The organism is Cryobacterium levicorallinum (assembly GCF_004402405.1).
GTDB lineage: Bacteria > Actinomycetota > Actinomycetes > Actinomycetales > Microbacteriaceae > Cryobacterium > Cryobacterium levicorallinum.
On record NZ_SOFE01000012.1, the window covers coordinates 40,243 to 59,639 of the forward strand.

Annotated in this window: 19 protein-coding genes and 2 tRNA genes; 8 read left to right on the forward strand and 13 right to left on the reverse strand. The window is 64.4% G+C overall.

Translation table 11 applies throughout. The features are described from left to right. Nucleotides 1-5 precede the first annotated feature (5 nt). On the forward strand, nucleotides 6-452 hold the full coding sequence (locus E3O11_RS06775; protein ID WP_092450816.1) for a GNAT family N-acetyltransferase: 447 nt from the start codon (nucleotides 6-8) through the stop codon (nucleotides 450-452). Nucleotides 453-455: 3 nt separating this feature from the next. Continuing rightward, on the forward strand, nucleotides 456-725 hold the full coding sequence (locus tag E3O11_RS06780; protein WP_092450818.1) for a hypothetical protein: 270 nt from the start codon (nucleotides 456-458) through the stop codon (nucleotides 723-725). 15 nt (nucleotides 726-740) lie between these two features. Here the strand turns inward: E3O11_RS06780 and E3O11_RS06785 are convergent, their stop codons facing one another. Beyond that, entirely contained in the window at nucleotides 741-1,574 is an 834-nt protein-coding gene (locus E3O11_RS06785; protein WP_092450820.1) for a class I SAM-dependent methyltransferase, read from the reverse strand. 90 nt (nucleotides 1,575-1,664) lie between these two features. Between E3O11_RS06785 and E3O11_RS06790 the strand changes: the two genes are divergently transcribed. Then, nucleotides 1,665-3,728, forward strand: coding sequence for a M3 family metallopeptidase (locus E3O11_RS06790; RefSeq protein WP_092450822.1), 2,064 nt, complete (start codon nucleotides 1,665-1,667; stop codon nucleotides 3,726-3,728). Nucleotides 3,729-3,817: 89 nt separating this feature from the next. Here the strand turns inward: E3O11_RS06790 and E3O11_RS06795 are convergent, their stop codons facing one another. From E3O11_RS06795 to E3O11_RS06820, 6 genes are all read right to left on the reverse strand, one after another. Beyond that, a complete protein-coding gene (locus tag E3O11_RS06795; protein ID WP_092450825.1) occupies nucleotides 3,818-5,008 on the reverse strand; it encodes a benzoate/H(+) symporter BenE family transporter in 1,191 nt (396 codons plus the stop codon). Between the two features lie 30 nt (nucleotides 5,009-5,038). Next, entirely contained in the window at nucleotides 5,039-6,316 is a 1,278-nt protein-coding gene (gene clpX, locus E3O11_RS06800; protein ID WP_092450827.1) for an ATP-dependent Clp protease ATP-binding subunit ClpX, read from the reverse strand. A 131-nt stretch (nucleotides 6,317-6,447) separates the two neighbouring features. Then, complete coding sequence (locus E3O11_RS06805) at nucleotides 6,448-7,107, reverse strand: ATP-dependent Clp protease proteolytic subunit (protein ID WP_241977922.1); 660 nt, start codon at nucleotides 7,105-7,107, stop codon at nucleotides 6,448-6,450. Nucleotides 7,108-7,173: 66 nt separating this feature from the next. Next, nucleotides 7,174-7,770 (reverse strand): ATP-dependent Clp protease proteolytic subunit, encoded by a 597-nt coding sequence (locus tag E3O11_RS06810; RefSeq protein ID WP_092450832.1) that lies wholly within the window; start codon nucleotides 7,768-7,770, stop codon nucleotides 7,174-7,176. A gap of 180 nt (nucleotides 7,771-7,950) precedes the next feature. Next, nucleotides 7,951-9,360, reverse strand: a complete 1,410-nt coding sequence (tig, locus tag E3O11_RS06815; protein WP_166787516.1) for a trigger factor — start codon at nucleotides 9,358-9,360, stop codon at nucleotides 7,951-7,953. Nucleotides 9,361-9,403: 43 nt separating this feature from the next. After that, nucleotides 9,404-9,477 (reverse strand) — tRNA-Pro (locus E3O11_RS06820). A 184-nt stretch (nucleotides 9,478-9,661) separates the two neighbouring features. Between E3O11_RS06820 and E3O11_RS06825 the strand changes: the two genes are divergently transcribed. Next, nucleotides 9,662-9,732: transfer RNA gene (locus E3O11_RS06825), tRNA-Gly, on the forward strand. A 73-nt stretch (nucleotides 9,733-9,805) separates the two neighbouring features. Here the strand turns inward: E3O11_RS06825 and E3O11_RS06830 are convergent. Genes E3O11_RS06830 through E3O11_RS06845 form a run of 4 tightly spaced genes read right to left on the reverse strand, consistent with a single transcriptional unit; the run spans nucleotide 9,806 to nucleotide 13,556 of the window. After that, the gene (locus tag E3O11_RS06830) at nucleotides 9,806-11,386 is read right to left on the reverse strand and encodes a multicopper oxidase family protein (RefSeq protein WP_092450836.1); all 1,581 of its coding nucleotides are present in this window, start codon (nucleotides 11,384-11,386) and stop codon (nucleotides 9,806-9,808) included. 45 nt (nucleotides 11,387-11,431) lie between these two features. Then, the gene (locus E3O11_RS06835; protein ID WP_092450838.1) at nucleotides 11,432-12,415 is read right to left on the reverse strand and encodes an Fpg/Nei family DNA glycosylase; all 984 of its coding nucleotides are present in this window, start codon (nucleotides 12,413-12,415) and stop codon (nucleotides 11,432-11,434) included. Between the two features lies 1 nt (nucleotide 12,416). Further along, entirely contained in the window at nucleotides 12,417-12,914 is a 498-nt protein-coding gene (locus E3O11_RS06840; RefSeq protein WP_092450840.1) for a ribose-5-phosphate isomerase, read from the reverse strand. Nucleotides 12,915-12,923: 9 nt separating this feature from the next. Next, nucleotides 12,924-13,556: a mycothiol-dependent nitroreductase Rv2466c family protein gene (locus E3O11_RS06845; RefSeq protein ID WP_092450842.1), complete on the reverse strand. Its 633-nt coding sequence runs from the start codon at nucleotides 13,554-13,556 to the stop codon at nucleotides 12,924-12,926. A gap of 165 nt (nucleotides 13,557-13,721) precedes the next feature. On the opposite strand from E3O11_RS06845, the gene E3O11_RS06850 reads away from it, so the two are divergent. Then, nucleotides 13,722-15,290: an MFS transporter gene (locus E3O11_RS06850; protein WP_092450844.1), complete on the forward strand. Its 1,569-nt coding sequence runs from the start codon at nucleotides 13,722-13,724 to the stop codon at nucleotides 15,288-15,290. 98 nt (nucleotides 15,291-15,388) lie between these two features. Continuing rightward, nucleotides 15,389-16,915: an SDR family oxidoreductase gene (locus E3O11_RS06855; RefSeq protein WP_092450846.1), complete on the forward strand. Its 1,527-nt coding sequence runs from the start codon at nucleotides 15,389-15,391 to the stop codon at nucleotides 16,913-16,915. Here the strand turns inward: E3O11_RS06855 and E3O11_RS06860 are convergent, their stop codons facing one another. Further along, the gene (locus E3O11_RS06860) at nucleotides 16,916-17,200 is read right to left on the reverse strand and encodes a type II toxin-antitoxin system PemK/MazF family toxin (protein WP_338419212.1); all 285 of its coding nucleotides are present in this window, start codon (nucleotides 17,198-17,200) and stop codon (nucleotides 16,916-16,918) included. A 17-nt stretch (nucleotides 17,201-17,217) separates the two neighbouring features. Next, nucleotides 17,218-17,454 carry a YlcI/YnfO family protein gene (locus E3O11_RS18425; protein ID WP_092450850.1) on the reverse strand — a complete coding sequence of 79 codons (237 nt, stop codon included), beginning with the start codon at nucleotides 17,452-17,454 and terminating at the stop codon, nucleotides 17,218-17,220. A gap of 110 nt (nucleotides 17,455-17,564) precedes the next feature. On the opposite strand from E3O11_RS18425, the gene E3O11_RS06870 reads away from it, so the two are divergent. Then, nucleotides 17,565-17,774 carry a hypothetical protein gene (locus E3O11_RS06870; RefSeq protein ID WP_092450853.1) on the forward strand — a complete coding sequence of 70 codons (210 nt, stop codon included), beginning with the start codon at nucleotides 17,565-17,567 and terminating at the stop codon, nucleotides 17,772-17,774. Nucleotides 17,775-17,798: 24 nt separating this feature from the next. Continuing rightward, nucleotides 17,799-19,367 (forward strand): AAA family ATPase, encoded by a 1,569-nt coding sequence (locus E3O11_RS06875; RefSeq protein WP_092450855.1) that lies wholly within the window; start codon nucleotides 17,799-17,801, stop codon nucleotides 19,365-19,367. Nucleotides 19,368-19,397 lie beyond the last annotated feature (30 nt).

A 19,397-nucleotide genomic window follows, 5' to 3' on the forward strand; every position in this document is an offset into this window, starting at 1 on the left:
ACCAGATGTCAGTTACCGTACGCCCGCTGGGTGACAAAGATTTCTTCCCCTGGCTGGGCCTGTTTGAGGGTTACAGCGCGTTCTACGCGAGCGAGTTGACCGACCAGATCGCGCTGCAGGTCTGGAGCTGGATCATCGACGCGAACAACTCTCTCGACGGTGCCGTCGCGGTCAATGACGCCGGCGACTTCGTCGGTTTCGCGCACTACCGCACCGTGCCGCGCACGCTCAGCGGCGATCATGCACTCTTTCTCGATGACCTGTTCGTGGCCGAGGATTCCCGCGGCCAGGGCGTCGCAACGCAGCTGATGGATTTCACCAAGTCCTACGCGCGTGCGCGAAAGCTGGCCCAGGTGCAGCTGCTGACCGCCGCCGACAATGCCACCGCCCAGGTGCTCTATGACCAGGTCGGCACCCGCACGGACTGGGTCACCTACGAGATCGACGTCTAAGTCATGCAACTCGGCACTCGCTGGTCGCTCGGCGGCACCCTGCCCGCCGGCCTCCCCCACGTCGTGGAAATCGCCCTGCACACCGTGGAGGAGGACCTCGCTGCCCTCGCCGTGGACACCAGCACCTGGCGCTGGACACTGACCTGGCTGGAGTCCAAGCCGGTGATCGAGCTGGACGATGGCACCATCATTCGGTTCAACCCGGTCGATGACAGTGCCACCATCACGCAGCCGTCCACCAACACGGATGACGATGACGAGGAGTGGATCTAACCCGTAACTCCTGGGTCAATCCCGCGCAAGAATTTCGCCGTGCGGCATGCCGAACCACCCGGTCGGATCGCGCAGCCACACGCGCCAGGCGGCCGCCATCCGTTTGAGATCGGCCAGCTCGGCCACGCCGGCTTCGATGGCGTGCGCCGCGAAGCTCGACTCGGTCACGCGCACAGCCCAGGATTCTCCCCACCATTCCCGTTCGGCATCGGACGCGAAACACCACATGGAGGCACTACTCGTCACGCTGGTGAAGCCCGCCGCCAAAGCCCACGCTTTCAGCGAGCGTCCGGCGTCCGGGTCACCGCCGTTCCAGTAGTGCACCTCGCGGTAGACCCGCATCCACTCGGTGAGACCATCGATCACGGGAGCAATCATCACTCCCCCGTAGTCGACGTCACGGGCGGCGAAGACGCCGCCGGGCCGCAGCACTCGCCGAATCTCGGCCATGGCGGCGACGGGACGGGCCAGATGCTGCATCACCTGGTGGGCGTGCACAATGTCAAACGACGCATCCGGAAAGTCCAACGCGTAGATATTTCCGACCTGGAACTGCGCGTTGTGCACTCCCGCATCGGCGGCCAGCCCGGCTGCACGCTCGACGATCTCGGACGAAGCGTCCAGGCCGACAACTCGGCCGGGGGCGATCCGACGGGCCAGATCAACCGTGATCGTGCCGGGTCCGCAGCCGACATCCAGCAGCACGCCGCCGGCTGCGAGCTCGGGAATCAGATAGGCGGCCGAGTTGGCCACCGTGCGCCAGGTGTGTGAGCGCAGCACGCTTTCGTGATGACCGTGGGTGTACTGGTCACGTGGAGCGGACTCGGAGCTCGCGGTCTGGTCTGTCATGGTCAGATCCTACGACCCCGCGGCAGCCTGCGGCTGATTTGCGCGCCGCGCGCTGGCGAGCGTGCTCGGGCCGGTCGCTAGTCTGGGAGCATGGCTTCCACCGCGAACAATCCCTTCTTCGCCCGCAGTACGCTGCCCTACCAGCTGCCGCCCTTCGCGCAGATTGCCGACGCCCATTACCGGCCGGCTTTTGTGCAGGGCATGACTGACCAGCTCGCCGAGGTCGCTCTCATCACCGGCACAGCGGATGCGCCCACCTTTGAAAACACGTTCGTCGCCCTCGAGCGCAGCGGGCAGACCCTGGGTCGGGTTGCCGAAGTCTTCTTCACCCAGAGTTCGTCAGACTCCAGCGACTTCACCAACGACCTCGAAGAAGAACTCGCGCCGTTGCTGGCCGCCCACGCCGATTCGATCCGACTCGATCCCGCACTGTACACGCGCATCTCCGCCGTGCACTCGCAGCGAACGAGCCTGAGTCTCGATGCCGAGTCGCTCTATCTGATCGACCGCTACTACACCGAGTTCACGCTCGCCGGAGCCGGGCTCGACGATGAAGACAAGCGGGCACTGGGTGATTTCAACTCACGCCTGTCGACCCTGACCACCCGCTTTGAGAAGAATCTGCTGGCCGATACCAACGAACTCGCGTTGGTGATCGACGACGTGGCCGAGCTCGCCGGGCTCACCGACGGCGAGATCTCGGCTGCGGCTGAAGCGGCCGCCGAACGCCGCCTCGACGGTAAATACCTGATCAGCCTCGTTCTGCCCACGTCGCACCCGTACCTAGCGAGCTTAACCAACCGGAGCGTGCGGGAACGGTTGCTGACGGCAAGCCGGGCCCGCGGCATCCGTTCTGATGAGGCCGGAGCCGGCAACGACAACCAGCCGCTCGTGATCGAGATCACGCACCTGCGTGCCCAGCGCGCCGGCCTGCTCGGGTTCGACAGCCATGCCGCCTACGTTACCGCCGACGAGACAGCCAAGACTCCCGGCGCCGTCTGGGATCTGCTCGGCGGCCTCGCCCCGGCCGCCGCCCGCAACGCCCTCGTGGAACAGGCCGACCTGCAGGCCGTGATCGATGCCGAGGGCGGTGGCTTCGAGCTGGCGGCCTGGGACTGGGCGTTCTACACGGAGAAGGTGCGCCGGGCGAAGTACGACGTCGATACCGCGGCGATGCGCCCCTATTTCGAACTCGAAAGCGTGCTCGCCAACGGAGTATTCTTCGCGGCCCAGCAGCTCTACGGCCTCAGCTTCACGGCGCGGCCCGACCTGGTCGGCTGGCATCCCGAAGCACGCGTGTTCGAGGTCAGCACCGACGACGGCACCGGTATCGGATTGTACATCGGCGATTTCTACACCCGCGATTCTAAGCGTGGCGGGGCGTGGATGAATTCCCTCGTCTCGCAGTCCGCGCTGCTCAGCACGGACACAACCGTGGTCTGTAACAACCTCAACGTGTCCAGGCCGGCAGCTGGCCAACCCACGCTGCTCACCTATGACCAGGTCACCACGCTGTTTCACGAGTTTGGCCATGCCCTGCACGGGCTGCTCGCCCGCGCGACCTATCCCAAATTCTCCGGCACCAACGTGTATCGCGACTTCGTGGAGTTTCCCAGCCAGGTCAACGAAATGTGGATGCTCTGGCCCGAAGTGCTGGCGAACTACGCCCACCACTACGAGACCGGCGAAGCGATGCCGCAACACCTGGTAAGTCGCATCCAGGCGTCCTCGGCCTTCAACGAGGGATTTCTGACCAGCGAATACCTCGCCGCCGCGCTTCTCGACCAGGCCTGGCACCGCATCGACGCCGACACGGTCGTTACCGACGTTGCCCAGTTCGAAGCGGATGCCCTCGCCTCCGTTGGACTCGACAATCCTGCCGTGCCCACCCGTTACGCGAGCACCTACTTCGCGCACACGTTCTCCGGCGGTTATGACGCCGGGTATTACTCCTATATCTGGAGTGAGGTGCTCGACGCGGACACGGTCGAATGGTTCAAGGAGAATGGCGGGCTAACCCGCACCAATGGTGACCGTTTTCGTGATCGGCTGCTCGGCGTCGGAGGTACGAAGGACCCGCTTGAGGCCTACCGCCACTGGCGCGGGCGCGACGCAGCGTTGCAGCCGCTCCTCGACCGCCGCGGCCTGAACTAGGCTGAGGCATCCGCTCAATAGACAACTTTGGTGGGTGCGGACCCGCCGGCACCCACCAAAGTTGTCCACTGAGCCGGGTCCATGGTCGTCTACGCACCGAGGGGCCGCCGCCAGCCAAGCCAGAGCATAAAGATGCCACCGACCACGAGGCCCCAGAACGCCGACCCGATGCCCACGATTGTAATGCCCGATGCGGTCACGAGAAAGGTCGCCATCGCGCTGATGCGGTGTTCCGGTTCTTCGAGCGCGCTGGTCACACTCGTCACAAGCGCACCGAGCAGGGCCAGACCGGCGACGGCAATGATCAAAATGGGCGGCGACGCCGCAACGAGGGCTGTGGCTAGCCCTGACCCGAGTCCAAGCACGAGATAGCCGAAACCCGATGCGACCGTGGCAATCCAGCGTTTCGACGGATCGCGGTGAGCATCCGGACTACCCATGAGGGCCGCCGTAATGGCCGCCAGGTTCATATTGTGCGCGCCGAAGACCGATCCGAGCATGGTGCCGATCCCCGACCAGACCAGCACCGAACGCGGCGGCGGCCGGTAGCCGAAGGTTGAGAGCACGGCGAATCCGGGAACGTTTTGGCCCGCCATGGTCACGACGAACAACGGCAAGCCGAGGCTCACAATGACGAGCGGATCAAAAACCGGCGCGACGAAGACCAGACCGGGAGCGGATGTCGGTGCTGACAGCCAGCCCGTTCCCGCGGTTATGCCGATACCGATCGCCGCCACGACCATGGCCATCGGGACCGCCCAGCGCGGGGCCAGCCGGTAAAGCACCAGCCACACCAGCACGACGGGAATCGCCAGCAGCGGCTGTTCAATTGACGCCTGAATCGGCGCGAGACAGATGGGAAAGAGGATACCGGCCAGCATCGCGCCGGCGAGGGGCCTCGGGATGCTCGTGATGACCCGTCCGAGCGGCGGCCAGACGCCACAGAGCACGATGAGCGCACCGCAGACGAGAAAGGCGCCGACGGCCGCGCCGAAGTTGTCGGTCGTGGCGCCCGCCGCGACGAGGAGTGCCGCGCCGGGTGTTGACCAGGCAAATGAGATCGGCATGCGAAAGTACAAGGGCAACGCGATGCAGGCCAAACCGACGAGTAGGCACAGCGCCAGCAGCCCTGAAGACGCCTGAGCTTCGGAGGCGCCGACGGCGCGCAGCCCCGCAATCACCAACACGAACGAACTGGCAAACCCGGTGATCGCGGCGACAATGCCGGTCGAGATCGGCTGAAACACACCGGGGCTTGCGCCGGATGACTGCTCGCTCATCGTCGCTCCCCCATGCGACTATTCAGCGGCCTACGCCGACTTCACCTGACGGGTCTTGTGCAGAACCATTTCAGCGGGGGCATTGTTCAACACGGTGTCGCGGGTGATGATGACCCGCTCGACGTCGGTGCTGGAGGGCACCTCGAACATGACCGGGCCAAGCACTTCTTCGAGGATGGCGCGCAAACCGCGGGCACCGGTCTTGCGAAGCACAGCCAGGTCGGCAATGGCTTCCAGGGCGGGCTGCTCAAATTCCAGCTCAACGCCGTCGAGCTCGAACATGCGCTGATATTGCCGCACGAGCGCGTTCTTGGGCACGGTGAGAATCTGCATGAGCGCCACCTGGTCGAGCTGGGTGACCGTCGTGACGACGGGAAGCCGGCCGATGAACTCGGGAATCAGCCCGAACTTGTGCAGGTCTTCGGGCAGAACCTCGCTGAACAGGTTGATGTCGTCGCCCTTGATGTGCAGCGGAGCGCCGAAACCGATGCCCTTCTTGCCGGCCCGAGACGAGATGATGTCTTCGAGCCCGGCGAAGGCGCCGGCCACAATGAATAGTACGTTCGTGGTGTCGATCTGAATGAACTCTTGATGCGGATGCTTGCGCCCACCCTGTGGGGGCACGGAGGCAATGGTGCCCTCAAGGATCTTCAGGAGCGCCTGCTGCACGCCCTCGCCGGAGACGTCACGGGTGATCGACGGGTTCTCGGCCTTGCGGGCGATCTTGTCGATCTCGTCAATGTAAATAATGCCGGTCTCGGCGCGCTTGACGTCGTAGTCGGCGGCCTGAATCAGCTTGAGCAGAATGTTCTCGACGTCTTCACCGACGTAGCCGGCCTCGGTGAGGGCCGTCGCATCCGCTACGGCGAAGGGTACATTGAGACGCTTGGCCAGGGTCTGGGCCAGGTAGGTCTTGCCACAGCCGGTCGGGCCGATCAGCAGAATATTGGACTTGGCAATCTCGACATCGTCGTGGATCGCCTCGGCTGCGGTGAGCGTGGCACGAGACCGCACACGCTTGTAGTGGTTGTACACGGCGACGGCGAGGGCACGCTTGGCGGGTTCCTGGCCGATGACGTATTCCTCGAGGAAACCGAAGATTTCTTTGGGCTTGGGGAGGTCGAATTCACCGGCGGTCGCTTCAGAGCCGGCCTCGGCCAGTCGCTCTTCAATGATCTCGTTGCACAGCTCGACGCACTCGTCACAGATGTACACGCCGGGGCCGGCGATAAGCTGTTGTACCTGCTTCTGGCTCTTTCCGCAGAAGGAACACTTGAGCAGGTCGGCACTTTCGCCTATTCGGGCCATGTCCGCCTCCTCCATTGGTCTCGCTGCAATCGAGCCTAGCCTGTGCGTACGACACTTGCGTGCAGCGCGCCACAAACCGAAACGGCGCGGCGCCGGAAGGCGACGCGCCGCAGCGGTATATAGGTGTGCGGCTACTTTACCAACATCGGAAGGTTCTTGCGGCTGGTCAGAACCTGGTCGATCAGGCCGTACTCGAGGGCCTCGGCCGCGCTCATGATCTTGTCGCGGTCGATGTCCTTATTGACCTGCTCAACGCTCCGGTTGGAGTGGTGCGCGAGGGTCTCTTCGAGCCAGACCCGCATGCGCAGAATCTCGGCGGCCTGAATCTCGATATCCGAAGCCTGGCCGCCACCCTGCCCACCAACCGAGGGCTGGTGAATCAGGATACGCGCGTTCGGCAGCGCGAGGCGCTTGCCGGCGGTTCCACCGGCGAGCAGCACGGCTGCAGCGGATGCCGCCTGGCCGAGGCACACCGTCATCACGTGCGGGCGAATGTACTGCATGGTGTCGTAGATCGCCGTCATGGCGGTGAACGATCCACCGGGCGAGTTGATGTACATCGTGATGTCGCGGTCCGGGTCCTGGCTTTCGAGCACGAGGAGCTGGGCCATCACGTCATCGGCGGAGGCGTCGTCAACCTGCACGCCGAGGAAGATAATGCGGTCCTCGAACAGCTTGGCGTACGGGTCTTGGCGCTTGTAGCCGTAGGCGGTGCGTTCTTCGAAGGTGGGGAGGATGTAGCGCGATTCAGGTGCGCCGTTATTAGTCAAGTGCTTGGTCGAGCCGCCCATCGAGCTGTAGGCCGTTCCACCGAATGTGGGGATAGTCATGATTTCTTCCTGTTCAGTTTCGGCGGACTACTTGGTGGCGTCGGGGTCGGTGCCGCCGCCGCCGATGACATCCGAAGCGGATGCGCGGAGATGGTCGACGAAGCCGTACTCGAGGGCTTCCTGCGCACTGAACCAGTTGTCGCGGTCACCGTCGGCGTTGATCTGCTCGGGGGTCTTGCCGGTCTGCGCGGCCGTGATCTCGGAGAGGCGCTGCTTCATGTCGAGGATGAGGCGCGCCTGGGTCTGGATGTCGGCGGCCGTGCCGCCGAACCCGCCGGACGGCTGGTGCAGAAGCACGCGAGCGTTCGGGGTGATGTACCGCTTACCCTTGGTCCCCGAGGTAAGCAGGAACTGACCCATCGAGGCTGCCATGCCGATACCGACCGTGACGATGTCGTTGGGTACGAACTGCATCGTGTCGTAGATCGCCATGCCGGCGGTGATCGAGCCGCCGGGAGAGTTGATGTAGAGGTAGATGTCGCGTTTGGAATCTTCCGCTGCCAGCAAGAGGATCTTGGCACAGATCTCGTTCGCGTTTTCGTCACGGACCTCTGAGCCGAGCCAGATGATGCGGTCCTTCAGCAGTCGGTCAAATACACCATTGGTGGGTGTCGGGTCGGCCATGTCGTGCTCCGTTTCAGTTGTCGCTTCTCAATGAATCTATCGGAGCGCGAGCGTCAAAATGGCTCTGTTCGCCCTCGGCAGATTACCGGCCCTCGCACAGGTGCCCGGCAGCATGCAAGAGGCCGGCTGGCCAGCACTTCTGAAAAGTACTGGCCAGCCGGCCTTTCACGCACACAGGTACTACTTCTTGGCAGCAGCCTTCTTCTTCTTGGGCTTCTCGTCGGCCTCAGCTGCGACCTCAGCGTCAGCCTCGGCGGCCGGAGCTGCCTCGACTGCGCTGTCAGCAGCATCCGTTTCAACAGCCGTGTCGTCGCCGACCGGGCCGGTGAATTCACTCAGGTCGACCGGCTTACCGTTGGAGTCAACGACCTCGGCCTTGCCCAGAGCAATGGCGAGGGCCTTGTTGCGAGCGACCTCGGCCACCATCGACGGAATCTGTCCGTTGGTGTTGAGCGTCTGCACGAACTCGCTCGGGTCCATGCCGTACTGGCTGGCACCCTGGATGAGGTACTGGGTGAGTTCGTCCTGGCTGACCTTGACCTGCTCGGCTTCGGCGATCGTGTCGAGCAGAATCTGCTGACGGAACGTCTTCTCGCTGGCTTCGGTGACCTCGGCGCGGTGGGTGTCGTCTTCGAGGCGACTTTCGCCCTCGAGGTGACGGTTGACTTCGTCGAGGATGATCGCGGCCGGGATCGGAACCTCGACCGAGCCGAGAAGCGTCTCGATGAGACGCTCACGGGCCTGGCTGCCCTGGCCGAAGGCCTTGGACTTCTCAACCTGAACCTTGAGGCTCTCGGTCAGCTCGGCGATCGTGTCGAACTCGCTGGAGATCTGAGCGAAGTCGTCGTTCGCCTCGGGAAGCTCGCGCTCCTTGACAGCGATAACTGTGATGGTGATCTCGGCCGTCTCACCCTCGTGGTCTCCGCCCATGAGGTCGGAGTTGAAGGTCGTGGTCTCGCCGGCGCTGAGCGAGTCAAGCGCCTCGTCGATGCCGTCGATGAGGTCGCCGGAGCCAACCTCGTAGGAGATTCCGCTCGCGGTGTCAACCTCTTCGCCGTCGATCGCGGCGTTCAGGTCGATTTGGGCGAAGTCGCCGGTCTTTGCGGGGCGGTCCACCGTGATGAGCGTGCCGAAGCGGCTGCGCAGCTTGTCGAGCTCTTCGGCGACTTCCTCGTCGGACACCGCGACGGCCTCAACGGTGAGTTTGAGACCGTCGTAGCTGGGCAGGTCGATCTCCGGGCGCACGTCAACCTCGATGGCGAGGAGCAGGTCACCGGAGAAGTCGGTGTTGCTCGGCCATTCGACGATGTCGGCCTCTGGACGGCCGAGCGGGCGCAGCTTGTTCTCTTCGACAGCCGCGCGGTAGAAACCGTCGAGACCCTCGTTGACGGCGTGCTCCAGAACGGCGGCCTTGCCGACGCGCTGGTCGATGATTGCCGGCGGGACCTTGCCCTTACGGAAACCGGGGATGTTGATGTCTTCGGCAATGTGGCCGTAAGCATGGGTGATGGCTGGCTTCAGCTCGTCGGGGCTCACCGTGATGGTGAGCTTGGCGCGCGTGGGGCTCAGTTTTTCGACCGTGGACTTCACTCGAGACTCTCCTGTGTATTGAAACGGTGTGCTGCGGATAATGTCGGGGCGACAGGAATTGAACCTGCGACTTCTCGCCCCCAAAACGAGCGCTCTACCAAGCTGAGCTACGCCCCGGATCTACTTCGACCCATCGGTACTACTTTGTTGGGGAACCAATCCGGTGGCGCACGCAATAGCTCGCGACACGCGGATTGACCTCCGCCAGTCTAATGCACGCCTTTCGAGCGGATGCGCCCGCACTGGCAAACGACCCCCGGTTTCCTGTACTACGATATTCGAGTGCCCAGATTTTGGGGCTGGGGTCGTAGCTCAATGGTAGAGCCTGAGTTTTCCAAACTTATGACGCGGGTTCGATTCCCGTCGACCCCTCTGTTTAATGCAGAAACACTGAAAGCCGCCGGCTCAAGCTGGCGGCTTTCTCTCTCAGAGCGGATGCGGACAGTTAGTGACCGTGGGCCGGCGCGAGTGCCCGCGGCCCGCTCCCGACGGCCAGGTTCGACTGTGGAACAATGGCGTCGTGAGCGGTCGGCGGGGTGCCTGCTTCCTCGCCGGGCTCGACCACGACGAACTGGCCCATCATTCCGGCGTCCTCGTGCGAGAGCATATGGCAGTGGAACATATACGGAAAGTCGGGGTCGGTATATTCCGCAAACTGCATAATGAGTTCGTAGCGCACTCCGGGCTCAAGGTAGATCGTGTCCTTCCAGCCGGCCAGCTCGACGGGCGGCGGCTCGGTGCCCACCCGCAGCATCTGAAACTGCACGCCGTGCACGTGAAAGTTGTGGGGCAGCGGCATGGCGTTGTCGACGGTCCAGACCTCGGTCGCGCCGGCCTCGATCGTCTCGTCGATGCGGGTCATGTCCATCAGCCGATTGTTGATCGTGTAACCGTTGAGGGTGAACGACCGGTCGACTGTGGCATCCGCTTGGTCGAGCGGTTCGATGCTCGCGAGGGTGCTGGCGGTCTCCCCGATGCTGCTGAGCGTGTCGGCGGCGCGCAGCTCCAGCACATCGAGGGTGTCGTCACCGGCGTTGCGCGTCGCGGCACTGGCTGAGATGCCGAGGTCTGGCGGGTTCGACTGCAGATTCACGGTCTCCCCCGGCACCAGCTCAACGAGCACTTCGGCGCGTTCCCCCGGCGACAAACGGATGCCGTCCATCGGCGCCGCCTCCTCCAGCAGTCCGCCATCGGTTCCGATCAGGTCGAAGGACCGGCCGTCACTCAATCCGAAGTCGTAAACCCGGGAGGTTGACCCGTTGAGCAGTCGGAGGCGCACCACCTCGGAGGTGACGTCGAGGTAGGGCGCGAGGGTGCCGTTGACGAGCAGCTGGTCACCGATCGGACCGATGTAGCCGCGCACGTCGGTGACGAACTGCCCGTTCTCGTCGAAACGGCGGTCCTGCACCACCACCGGAATATCGTCGACGCCGTAGCTGCGCGGCAGGTTTAGGGCTGCCTCCTCGTCGTCCTGCACGATGAAGACCCCAGCCAGACCCATCTCCACCTGGTGCTCGGTATCGCCTTCCGGGTGCGGGTGATACCAAAGGGTTGAGGCTGGCTGGTCAATCTCGAAGTTGGGGCTCCATTCGGCGCCGGGCTCGACCATTTGGTGCGGTCCACCGTCCATTTCGGCGGGCAGATTGGCGCCGTGCCAGTGCACGGTGGTGGCTACATCGAGGTCATTGTTGACGTTTATGCGCACGTTTTCGCCGCGCCGGGCGACGATCGTCGGGCCGAGGTAGCTGCGGTTGTAGCCCCAGGTCTCGGTCACGACGCCCGGAGTGAACTCGGTCGTGCCAGCCTCCGCCGTGAGGTCGAACACCCGCTCACCGACGGCATTGACCGTTGATTCGGCGAGCGGCGGGATCGCCAGCGGGTTGACGAAGTCAACGCTGCCGACCGTGTCGATCACGCCGGCCCCGTCTTCGCCGGAACACGCGGTGAGGCCGAGGGCCAACACGACCGCGCCGACGACGCTCACAAAGGTTGCGACGCGACGACGGGGCCTGGCAATTCGGATCATGCTTCTATTTTCGCAGTCCACCCAGTGCGCTGACACCACAGGGACTCAGGCCTGGCAGCGCGGGCACCAGTACAGCTTGCGGGCGGCCATCTCTTCAAGCACTATGTGGGTGCCGCAGACCCGGCAGGGCAGCCCCTCCCGCTTGTAGACCCAGTGCCGGTCGGCCCGATTCTTCATGGCGAGTCGGTACGGCTCGCCATCGAGGCCGTCCATGGTCATCATCTGGCCGGTCGCCACCCCGATGTGAAGGAGGTGTGCCCAGTCGCTCCACAGGTCGCGTACGGTTTCGTCGCTGAGCGATTTTCCGGGCGCGTGCGGGTTGAGTCCCGCGCGAAAGAGCATTTCGGCGCGATACACGTTGCCGATTCCGCTGACCACGGTCTGGTCCATCAGCAGGCGGCCGATCGGCGTGGGCTTCTTGCGCACGACGCTGACGAAGCGCTGCTCCGCCTCCGGCGTATTATCCAGCTCGGGGTCGGGCCCCAGCTTGGCGATGACGGCCTCGACCTGGGACGGGTCGAGCACCTCGCAGGCGGTCGGTCCGCGCAGGTCGGCACACACCGTGTCGCTGAGCAGCCGCACCCGCACCTGACCGACCGGCTCCGGCGGGAAAGCGTCGGCGAGGTCGATCTCTTTCTCCTGCTCCGACATGCGCACCCGGGTGCGGCGGGGCGCACCGATGCTGAAGATCGAATTCTCCCCCGCGGCGTCAAACGTTGGTAGATCCGTGCCGTGCTGGTTGGTTTGCCCCATCCGGCCGTTGGCCGAAGCCATCGTGGCATCCATCTGAATCTCGCCGCTGAAATCCCACGCCCCATACATGCCCAAGTGGATGCGCAACCACAACCAGTGGTCGAACTCCAGAAACATCTGTTTGCCGACGGCGCGGGCATCCGTCACCGTGTGCCCGCTGAGCTGGGCGGCACCGATCACGAACCGTCCCTGCGGTGAGGAGACGGTGACCCGGTGACCGACGAAGTTGCGCTGAAACTGGCGGGTGATGCGGTGAACGGAGTGGCCCTCTGGCACCTCAGTTCACGACGCCGTCGACGTCTTTTCCGGCGATGGTTCCGGTCGTTTCATACTCTCCGAGCTGGTGGATACGACGCACGTGACGCTCCTCGGAGGTGAACGGCTCGGCGATGAACGCGTCGATGAAGCTGGTGGCTTCCTCGATGGTGTGCTCGCGGGCACCGATGGAAATAACGTTGGCGTCATTGTGCTCACGGGCCAGACGGGCCGTACTGAGGTTCCAGACCAGGGCGGCGCGGGCACCGGACACCTTGTTGGCGGCCATCTGCTCGCCGTTGCCGGAACCGCCGAACACGACGCCGAGCGCTTCGATGCCGCTTTCTCGGTCGTCGACGGTGGCCTGCGCGGCATTAATACAAAAAGCAGGGTAGTCATCGAGGGCGTCGTAGGTCTGGGGCCCGTGATCGACGACCTCGTGCCCGGCCGCACGCAGGTGCGTGATCAGGTGGTGGCTGAGGTCGAGACCGGCATGGTCCGTGGCGATGTGGATGCGCATATGAGCAGTCTATTTTGTGCTGGCCGACGTGCTGACGGCCTGGGCGAAAATAGGCTCGCGGGTTCGACTGCGCTTGAGTTCGAAGAATCCGTCGTAGCTCGCCAGCGCGACGACGCCGTCCCAGAGGGCCAGGGCCTGCTCACCCATCGGGGCCGGGGAAATGACCGGGCCAAAGAAAGCGACACCGTTCACCGCGATCACGGGCGTTCCGACGTCCTGGCCGACCCGGTTGATGCCGTCAAAGTGGCTCGCCCGCATCTGGCGGTCGTACTCGTCGCTGTCGGCGTAGGCGGCGAAGCTGGCAGGCAGGCCGACCTCGGCGAGCGCGGCCGGAATGACCTCGTCCGGGTTCGTATTGCTGCCTGGGTGAATCTGCTGGCCCAGTGCGTCGTAGAGGGCCTTGACCATCGCCTGGCCGTGCAGTTCATTGGCGGCGGCGACGAGGCGGGTGTACTTGAGCGCCCGCGGAAAGAACGCCGCGTACTCCTCGCTCACCTGCTGATCTTCGTTGAGCACGGCGAGGCTCATGACATGCCAGGTCACCTCGAAATGACGCAGCCGGGCGACCTCGTCCACCCAGCGCGAAGTCATCCAGGCCCAGGGGCACGAGGGGTCAAACCAGAAATCCACAGAATCAGTCATGCAACCAGCCTAAGCGGGGGCGTGCGGTCCCGTTCATCCCCAAACCCGAGAATTCCCATTAGAGCAATGCCCCCCATTCAGGTATTGTCGACGGGTCGAAAAAAATCTGCAGTATGCAGTACAGCTCTACGTCGCAAGCACAATATCTCCCCGGGAGAAATTAACATGCCCATTGACCGAAGCACGCCCAACGCGAATTCCGGCGCCACGAGCGCCGCCGCGGTGAAGCCCAAAAAGGCGCTCCTGCGCCGCCGCATCTCAGTATCCGACGTCAACGTCGTCGACAAGCCCATTATGAAGCGCGCCCTCGGCGGCACCATCGTGGGAAACACCATGGAATGGTACGACGTCGGTATCTTCGGATACCTCATCACCACCATGGGACCGGTCTTCCTGCCAGAGGCCGACGCATCCGTTCAAACCCTGTTTCTGCTCGGCACCTTCGCCGCGACGTTCTTCGCCCGACCGCTCGGCGGCGTGTTCTTCGGCTGGCTCGGCGACCGGATCGGTCGCCAGAAGGTGCTCGCCACCACACTGATTCTGATGGCAGCCTCAACCTTCGCGGTCGGCCTGCTGCCCGGCTACGCGCAGATCGGCGTCTGGGCGGCGGTGCTGCTGGTGTTCGTCAAGCTCGTGCAGGGGTTCTCCACCGGCGGCGAGTACGCCGGTGCGACGACCTTCGTCAGCGAGCACGCACCCGACAAGCAGCGAGGCTATTTTGCCAGCTTTCTCGACATGGGCAGCTACCTCGGTTTCGCCATCGGAGCCTCGCTCGTCTCGGTGCTGCAGCTCACACTCGGTCAGTCGGTCATGGAAGATTGGGGCTGGCGCATCCCGTTCCTCATTGCCGGGCCGCTCGGCCTGATCGCCATCTACTTCCGTATGAAGATCGACGAATCGCCCGCGTTTCAGGCCACCCTCGACGCCCAGGAAGCCGCCCAGAAGAACCCAGTGGGGGCCACTGCCGAAACCCCTAAGGGCCCGATCCAGATCTTCAAGGCCTACTGGCGCAACATCATCATCGCAATGATCCTGGTCGCCGCTGCGAACACCGTCGGTTACGCGCTCACCTCCTATATGCCCACCTATCTCACCGAGAACAAGGGCTATGACGAGCTGCACGGAACGGCGCTGACCATTCCGATTCTCGTGATCATGGCACTGTGCATCCCGCTGGCCGGCCGCCTGTCTGACCGAATCGGGCGCAGGCCGGTGTTGTGGATCGGAGCCATCAGCACGGTGGTGCTGGCCTACCCGGCGTTCCTGCTGATCGGCATCGGTGACATCTGGTCGACGCTGTTCGGCCTAGCGCTTATTGCGTTCCCGGTCACGTTCTACGTCTCCAACCTCGCCTCGGCCCTGCCTGCCCTGTTCCCGACGGCGAGCCGTTACGGAGCGATGGGCATCTCGTACAACTTCGCCGTAGCCATTTTCGGCGGAACCACGCCGTTCATCATTGCGGCGCTCATCGTGGGCACCGGCAACGATATGATGCCGGCCTTCTACCTGATGGCCACCTCGTTCATCGGGGCGATCGCCATCTTCTTCCTGCGGGAATCGGCCAACCGCCCGCTGCCGGGCTCCATGCCAAACGTGAACACCGACGAGGAAGCGCACGAACTGGTGAAGACGCAGGACGACAACCCGCTGCTCGACACTGACCAGATGCCCTTCGACCACACCTACGAGCCGCCGACCATCGCCATTCCCATTCAGGAACCGGCCAAGGTCTAGTTCAGTAGTTGCCGGCGGGCGTGGGCGGTTTCGATCGCGCACGCCCGTTTGTCGTCGGTTGAACGGATGCTCACAGTCGGCCCGCGTAGAATTCGCGGATGACCACCGCGCCCCCCACCACTGCGCCCACCAATGCGAGTGCGGCCGAATCGAGTGCGGCGGCCCCCGAATTCGCCGGAATCGACCCGCACGACCTCGAAGTGACCCTGCGGGTGCTCGCCTCGCTGCGCGACGTGGACCCGGACAGCGCCGACTTCGTCACCGTGCGCCAGGCGACCGCCAAGATGTTCAAGTCGGTCAAGATGTCCAGGCGTCTGGAGAAACGCGCGGTTATCGCCGACGCCGATCGCAGCGTCATCGCCGCCACAGCGACCGGCGCCCCGACCCGCATCGACGACGAGACCCGCGGCGCCCAGCTCTCCCTCGGCACCAGCGCGGCGACGGCCGGCGAGCTGCTCGTTCCGCGCGCCTGCTATATCTGCAAGCAGAAGTACACCGTGGTCGACGCGTTCTACCACCAGCTCTGCCCGAGCTGCGCCCTCTCGGGTCACGCCAAGCGCGACGCTCGCACCGATCTCAGTGGCAAGCGGGCGCTGCTCACCGGCGGCCGCGCCAAAATCGGCATGTACATCGCGCTGCGCCTGCTGCGTGACGGCGCTCACACCACCGTCACCACCCGGTTTCCGCGCGATGCCGTTCGTCGCTTCGCGGCGATGGACGATTCGAAGGATTGGCTGCACCGCCTGCGCATTGTCGGTATCGATTTGCGTGACCCGGCCCAGGTGATCGCGCTGGCCGATTCGGTTGCGGCCCAGGGTCCGCTCGACATTCTCATCAACAACGCAGCGCAGACCGTGCGCCGCTCGCGCGGCTCGTACTCCCCGCTCGTCGAGGCCGAGGAATCTCCCCTGCCCGACGGGCCGCTGCCCGAGATCGTGTCATTCGGGCACACCAACGATGCGCATCCGCTCGCCCTGGCCGCGTCGGTCTCCGGTCACCCGCTGCTCGCGGTCGCGTCCGGTGCCGGCGCCCTCACCGCGGATGACCTCACCCGGCTGGCCCTCGCGGCGGGGTCCTCGTCGCTTGAGCGACTCGCCGCTGGCACCGCGATCGACGCCGGCGGTCTCGTACCCGACCTGCACTCGCGGAACAGCTGGACCGCGAACGTCGAAGACGTAGACCCGCTCGAGATGCTCGAGGTGCAGCTGTGCAACACGACCGCACCATTCTTGTTGGTGAGCCGTCTGCGGGCCTCGCTCACGGCATCCGCTGCCCGCCGAACTTACATCGTGAACGTGTCGGCGATGGAGGGCGTGTTCGGTCGCGGGTATAAAGGACCGGGCCACCCGCACACCAACATGGCCAAGGCCGCGCTAAACATGCTCACCCGCACCAGCGCCAAGGAGATGCTCGAAGACGGCATTCTCATGACGAGCGTCGACACCGGCTGGATCACCGATGAGCGTCCGCACCCGACCAAGGTGCGCCTGGCCGAGGAGGGCTTTCATGCCCCGCTCGACCTGGTCGATGGCGCGGCCAGGGTGTACGACCCGATCGTGCGCGGCGAGGCCGGCGAAGACCTCTACGGCGTCTTTCTCAAGGACTACCAACCGGGCGCCTGGTAGTCAGTCGAGGTCGAATGCCGCGGCGATGGCGGCACTCAGCCGCACCTCTTGTTGGGGCAGCAGAAAGCCAATCTGGCGGCCGAGGCTGGCGACCGGAATGGTCACGACATTGTCACAGCTCACCGCGCAGTCCTGGTCGAGGCCGTTCGCGGGGCCTACCGGGACTTCGGTCGACAGGCCCCGCACGGTACTGGTGATCGGTGCGACGGTAACTCGGGTGAGGTGGGGGCGCACGAGTTCGCGCGTTAGAACGAGGACCGGCCGGGCCTTGTCGAGGTGCGCCATGTGAATTGCCCGCATCGTTAGGCGAGGTCAGACGGAATACTCGCGCCAAAGCTGGCGAGTTCGTCCAGATCGTCGGCTTGAGCGAAACGGTCGGTCAGAATGCGCACGTCGTGCAGGGCGAGTTCGCGTCGCCGTTCTCGTTCGAGAGCTCGAGTGATCACGGAAGCACGGCTACTTTCCCGCCCTTCACCCACCGCCTGGTCAAGGTATTCCACTAATTCGTCGGGCAGGCGCACCGCTATTTGTCGGCTCATTTCCTGAGCATACCATTATGGGATCCATTCAGGTATGCTCTCCTTTTGGTTACGGAACATCAAGGAAAGCACAGTTCATGCGGCAAAATGCCCGCTGCTAGGCTGACCGAATGTTACGCCGTGGTCGCATCGCGCCGACCGTTCTTCTCGCCATCGTGGCGCTCAGCGGATGCACCGCTCAGCCCCCGGCAGAACTGTCAGAATCGCCAGCGACGATCGCACCGACGACAGCGGCGGCAGCGGCGGTGAGCGCCGACACCTGTGACGACATTGCCACCCTCGGTAACGTCGCCGAGGCAGTCATCGCCCAGTCCCGCTAGCTACCCGATCGAAAGGACTTATTCATGACCGAGGACACTTTCGACCGAGACGTCGTACGTTCCTTCAAACAGTTCATGGACCGCGTCGTCGCCAACGCGGATGACCGCGGCCGGTCCGCGCTGTCACCGCTCGGCGAGAAGGTCACCGAGCACCTCGGCGCTGACGCGTCGACCTTGCCGGTCGTGTCTGAGACCCTCGCCGATCATCGACTGGTGGATGCCGATATCGCCCTGACCGGCCTCAGCGGCCCCGACCCTGATGCATTGCTCGGCGTATCCGGCGGCCAGCAGCGGTTTCACTCCACCCTTTCCGAGCTCGTGGCCAGCCCGTTCCAGGGGTTCGGCCCCGGTCCGGTGGACTACTCGGCCAGGGCGACCGGTCCGACGTCGACCCGTCAGGTGGTCTCCTTCGGACTCCGTCTCCTCCACTTTGACGGACAACCGCTTGCGGTGCTGCAGCGCGCCGCGAACCCGCAATTCGGGCGAAACACCGCCGAACTCGAAATCATGGCAGTCGCGCCGGAGATCGTGAACGCCTTTCTGGCTCACCTGCGCGAGCTCATGATCGAGCACAGCGTGCTGCGCGGGCAGGTGCTCTCATTCGTGCAAACCGAATACGGGTCCGGCGCCGGAATCACCTTTCTGGAACGCCCCCTCGTGCCCGCTGCGGCGATCGTGCTGCCGGAGGGCATCCTCGGCACCATTTCCGACCACGTCATCGGAATCGGTGAGCAACGCCAGGCGCTGCTCGCCGCCGGCCAGCACCTGAAGCGCGGCGTGTTGCTCTACGGTCCTCCCGGCACCGGCAAAACCCTCACCGTGCGCCACCTGCTGAGCGAAACACCGGGCATCACGGCCGTACTGCTCACCGGGTCCAGCATCGTGCACATCGCTGCAGCCGCAGAGATCGCGCGCACCTTTGCGCCCTCCATCGTCGTGCTCGAAGACATCGACCTGGTCGCGATGCAGCGCCACGCCACGCCGCAGCCGCTGCTGTTCGAGGTGCTCGACGCTCTCGACGGACTCGACGGTGACGCCGATGTGGCGTTCGTCATGACCACCAACCGGGTCGAAGTCCTCGAGCGAGCCCTCGCCGAACGGCCCGGCCGGGTCGACCTCGCCGTCGAGGTGCCATTGCCCGCGCTGGCAGAACGCGAGCGGCTGTTCCGCCGCTATGCCGAGGCCCTGCCGTTCGGCCCGGCCGCGCTTGATGCGGCTGCCCTGCGTGCGGAGGGCGTGACCGGGTCCTTCGCGAAGGAACTCATCCGCCGTGCCGTGTTGCGCGCCGCGCTCCGGTCCGAACCCGTTGACGACGACGATTTGCAGGTCGCCCTCGACGATTTGTTGTCAGCGGGTGCGGCCCTGACCCGGCGACTCCTGGGCACAAGCAGCGGCGAAAATGAGCGCTGGCAGCCCGATGATGAGCCAGGCGACGGGCCGAACGGCGGCAGCTACGTTCCACTGCACGGTGCGGCGGCCGTAATGACGCGCCAATTCGCCTCCTTCAGGGCGAGCGGTAGCACCCCGCCAGTCACGGTCAAGCCACCCGCCGACGTCCCGGGCGCACCTGACCATACCGACGAAACTCACTGACCGGCACTGACCGGCACCGACAGACCCTGA

Excerpts from the sequence above, each read along its gene's own strand:
- E3O11_RS06775 (WP_092450816.1), top strand. The coding sequence starts at position 6 with ATGTCAGTTACCGTACGCCCGCTGGGTGACAAAGATTTCTTCCCCTGG.
- E3O11_RS06780 (WP_092450818.1), top strand. The coding sequence starts at position 456 with ATGCAACTCGGCACTCGCTGGTCGCTCGGCGGCACCCTGCCCGCCGGC.
- E3O11_RS06785 (WP_092450820.1), bottom strand. The coding sequence starts at position 1,574 with ATGACAGACCAGACCGCGAGCTCCGAGTCCGCTCCACGTGACCAGTAC.
- E3O11_RS06790 (WP_092450822.1), top strand. The coding sequence starts at position 1,665 with ATGGCTTCCACCGCGAACAATCCCTTCTTCGCCCGCAGTACGCTGCCC.
- E3O11_RS06795 (WP_092450825.1), bottom strand. The coding sequence starts at position 5,008 with ATGAGCGAGCAGTCATCCGGCGCAAGCCCCGGTGTGTTTCAGCCGATC.
- clpX (WP_092450827.1), bottom strand. The coding sequence starts at position 6,316 with ATGGCCCGAATAGGCGAAAGTGCCGACCTGCTCAAGTGTTCCTTCTGC.
- E3O11_RS06805 (WP_241977922.1), bottom strand. The coding sequence starts at position 7,107 with ATGGGCGGCTCGACCAAGCACTTGACTAATAACGGCGCACCTGAATCG.
- E3O11_RS06810 (WP_092450832.1), bottom strand. The coding sequence starts at position 7,770 with ATGGCCGACCCGACACCCACCAATGGTGTATTTGACCGACTGCTGAAG.
- E3O11_RS06830 (WP_092450836.1), bottom strand. The coding sequence starts at position 11,386 with ATGATCCGAATTGCCAGGCCCCGTCGTCGCGTCGCAACCTTTGTGAGC.
- E3O11_RS06840 (WP_092450840.1), bottom strand. The coding sequence starts at position 12,914 with ATGCGCATCCACATCGCCACGGACCATGCCGGTCTCGACCTCAGCCAC.
- E3O11_RS06845 (WP_092450842.1), bottom strand. The coding sequence starts at position 13,556 with ATGACTGATTCTGTGGATTTCTGGTTTGACCCCTCGTGCCCCTGGGCC.
- E3O11_RS06850 (WP_092450844.1), top strand. The coding sequence starts at position 13,722 with ATGCCCATTGACCGAAGCACGCCCAACGCGAATTCCGGCGCCACGAGC.
- E3O11_RS06855 (WP_092450846.1), top strand. The coding sequence starts at position 15,389 with ATGACCACCGCGCCCCCCACCACTGCGCCCACCAATGCGAGTGCGGCC.
- E3O11_RS06860 (WP_338419212.1), bottom strand. The coding sequence starts at position 17,200 with ATGGCGCACCTCGACAAGGCCCGGCCGGTCCTCGTTCTAACGCGCGAA.
- E3O11_RS18425 (WP_092450850.1), bottom strand. The coding sequence starts at position 17,454 with ATGAGCCGACAAATAGCGGTGCGCCTGCCCGACGAATTAGTGGAATAC.
- E3O11_RS06870 (WP_092450853.1), top strand. The coding sequence starts at position 17,565 with ATGTTACGCCGTGGTCGCATCGCGCCGACCGTTCTTCTCGCCATCGTG.
- E3O11_RS06875 (WP_092450855.1), top strand. The coding sequence starts at position 17,799 with ATGACCGAGGACACTTTCGACCGAGACGTCGTACGTTCCTTCAAACAG.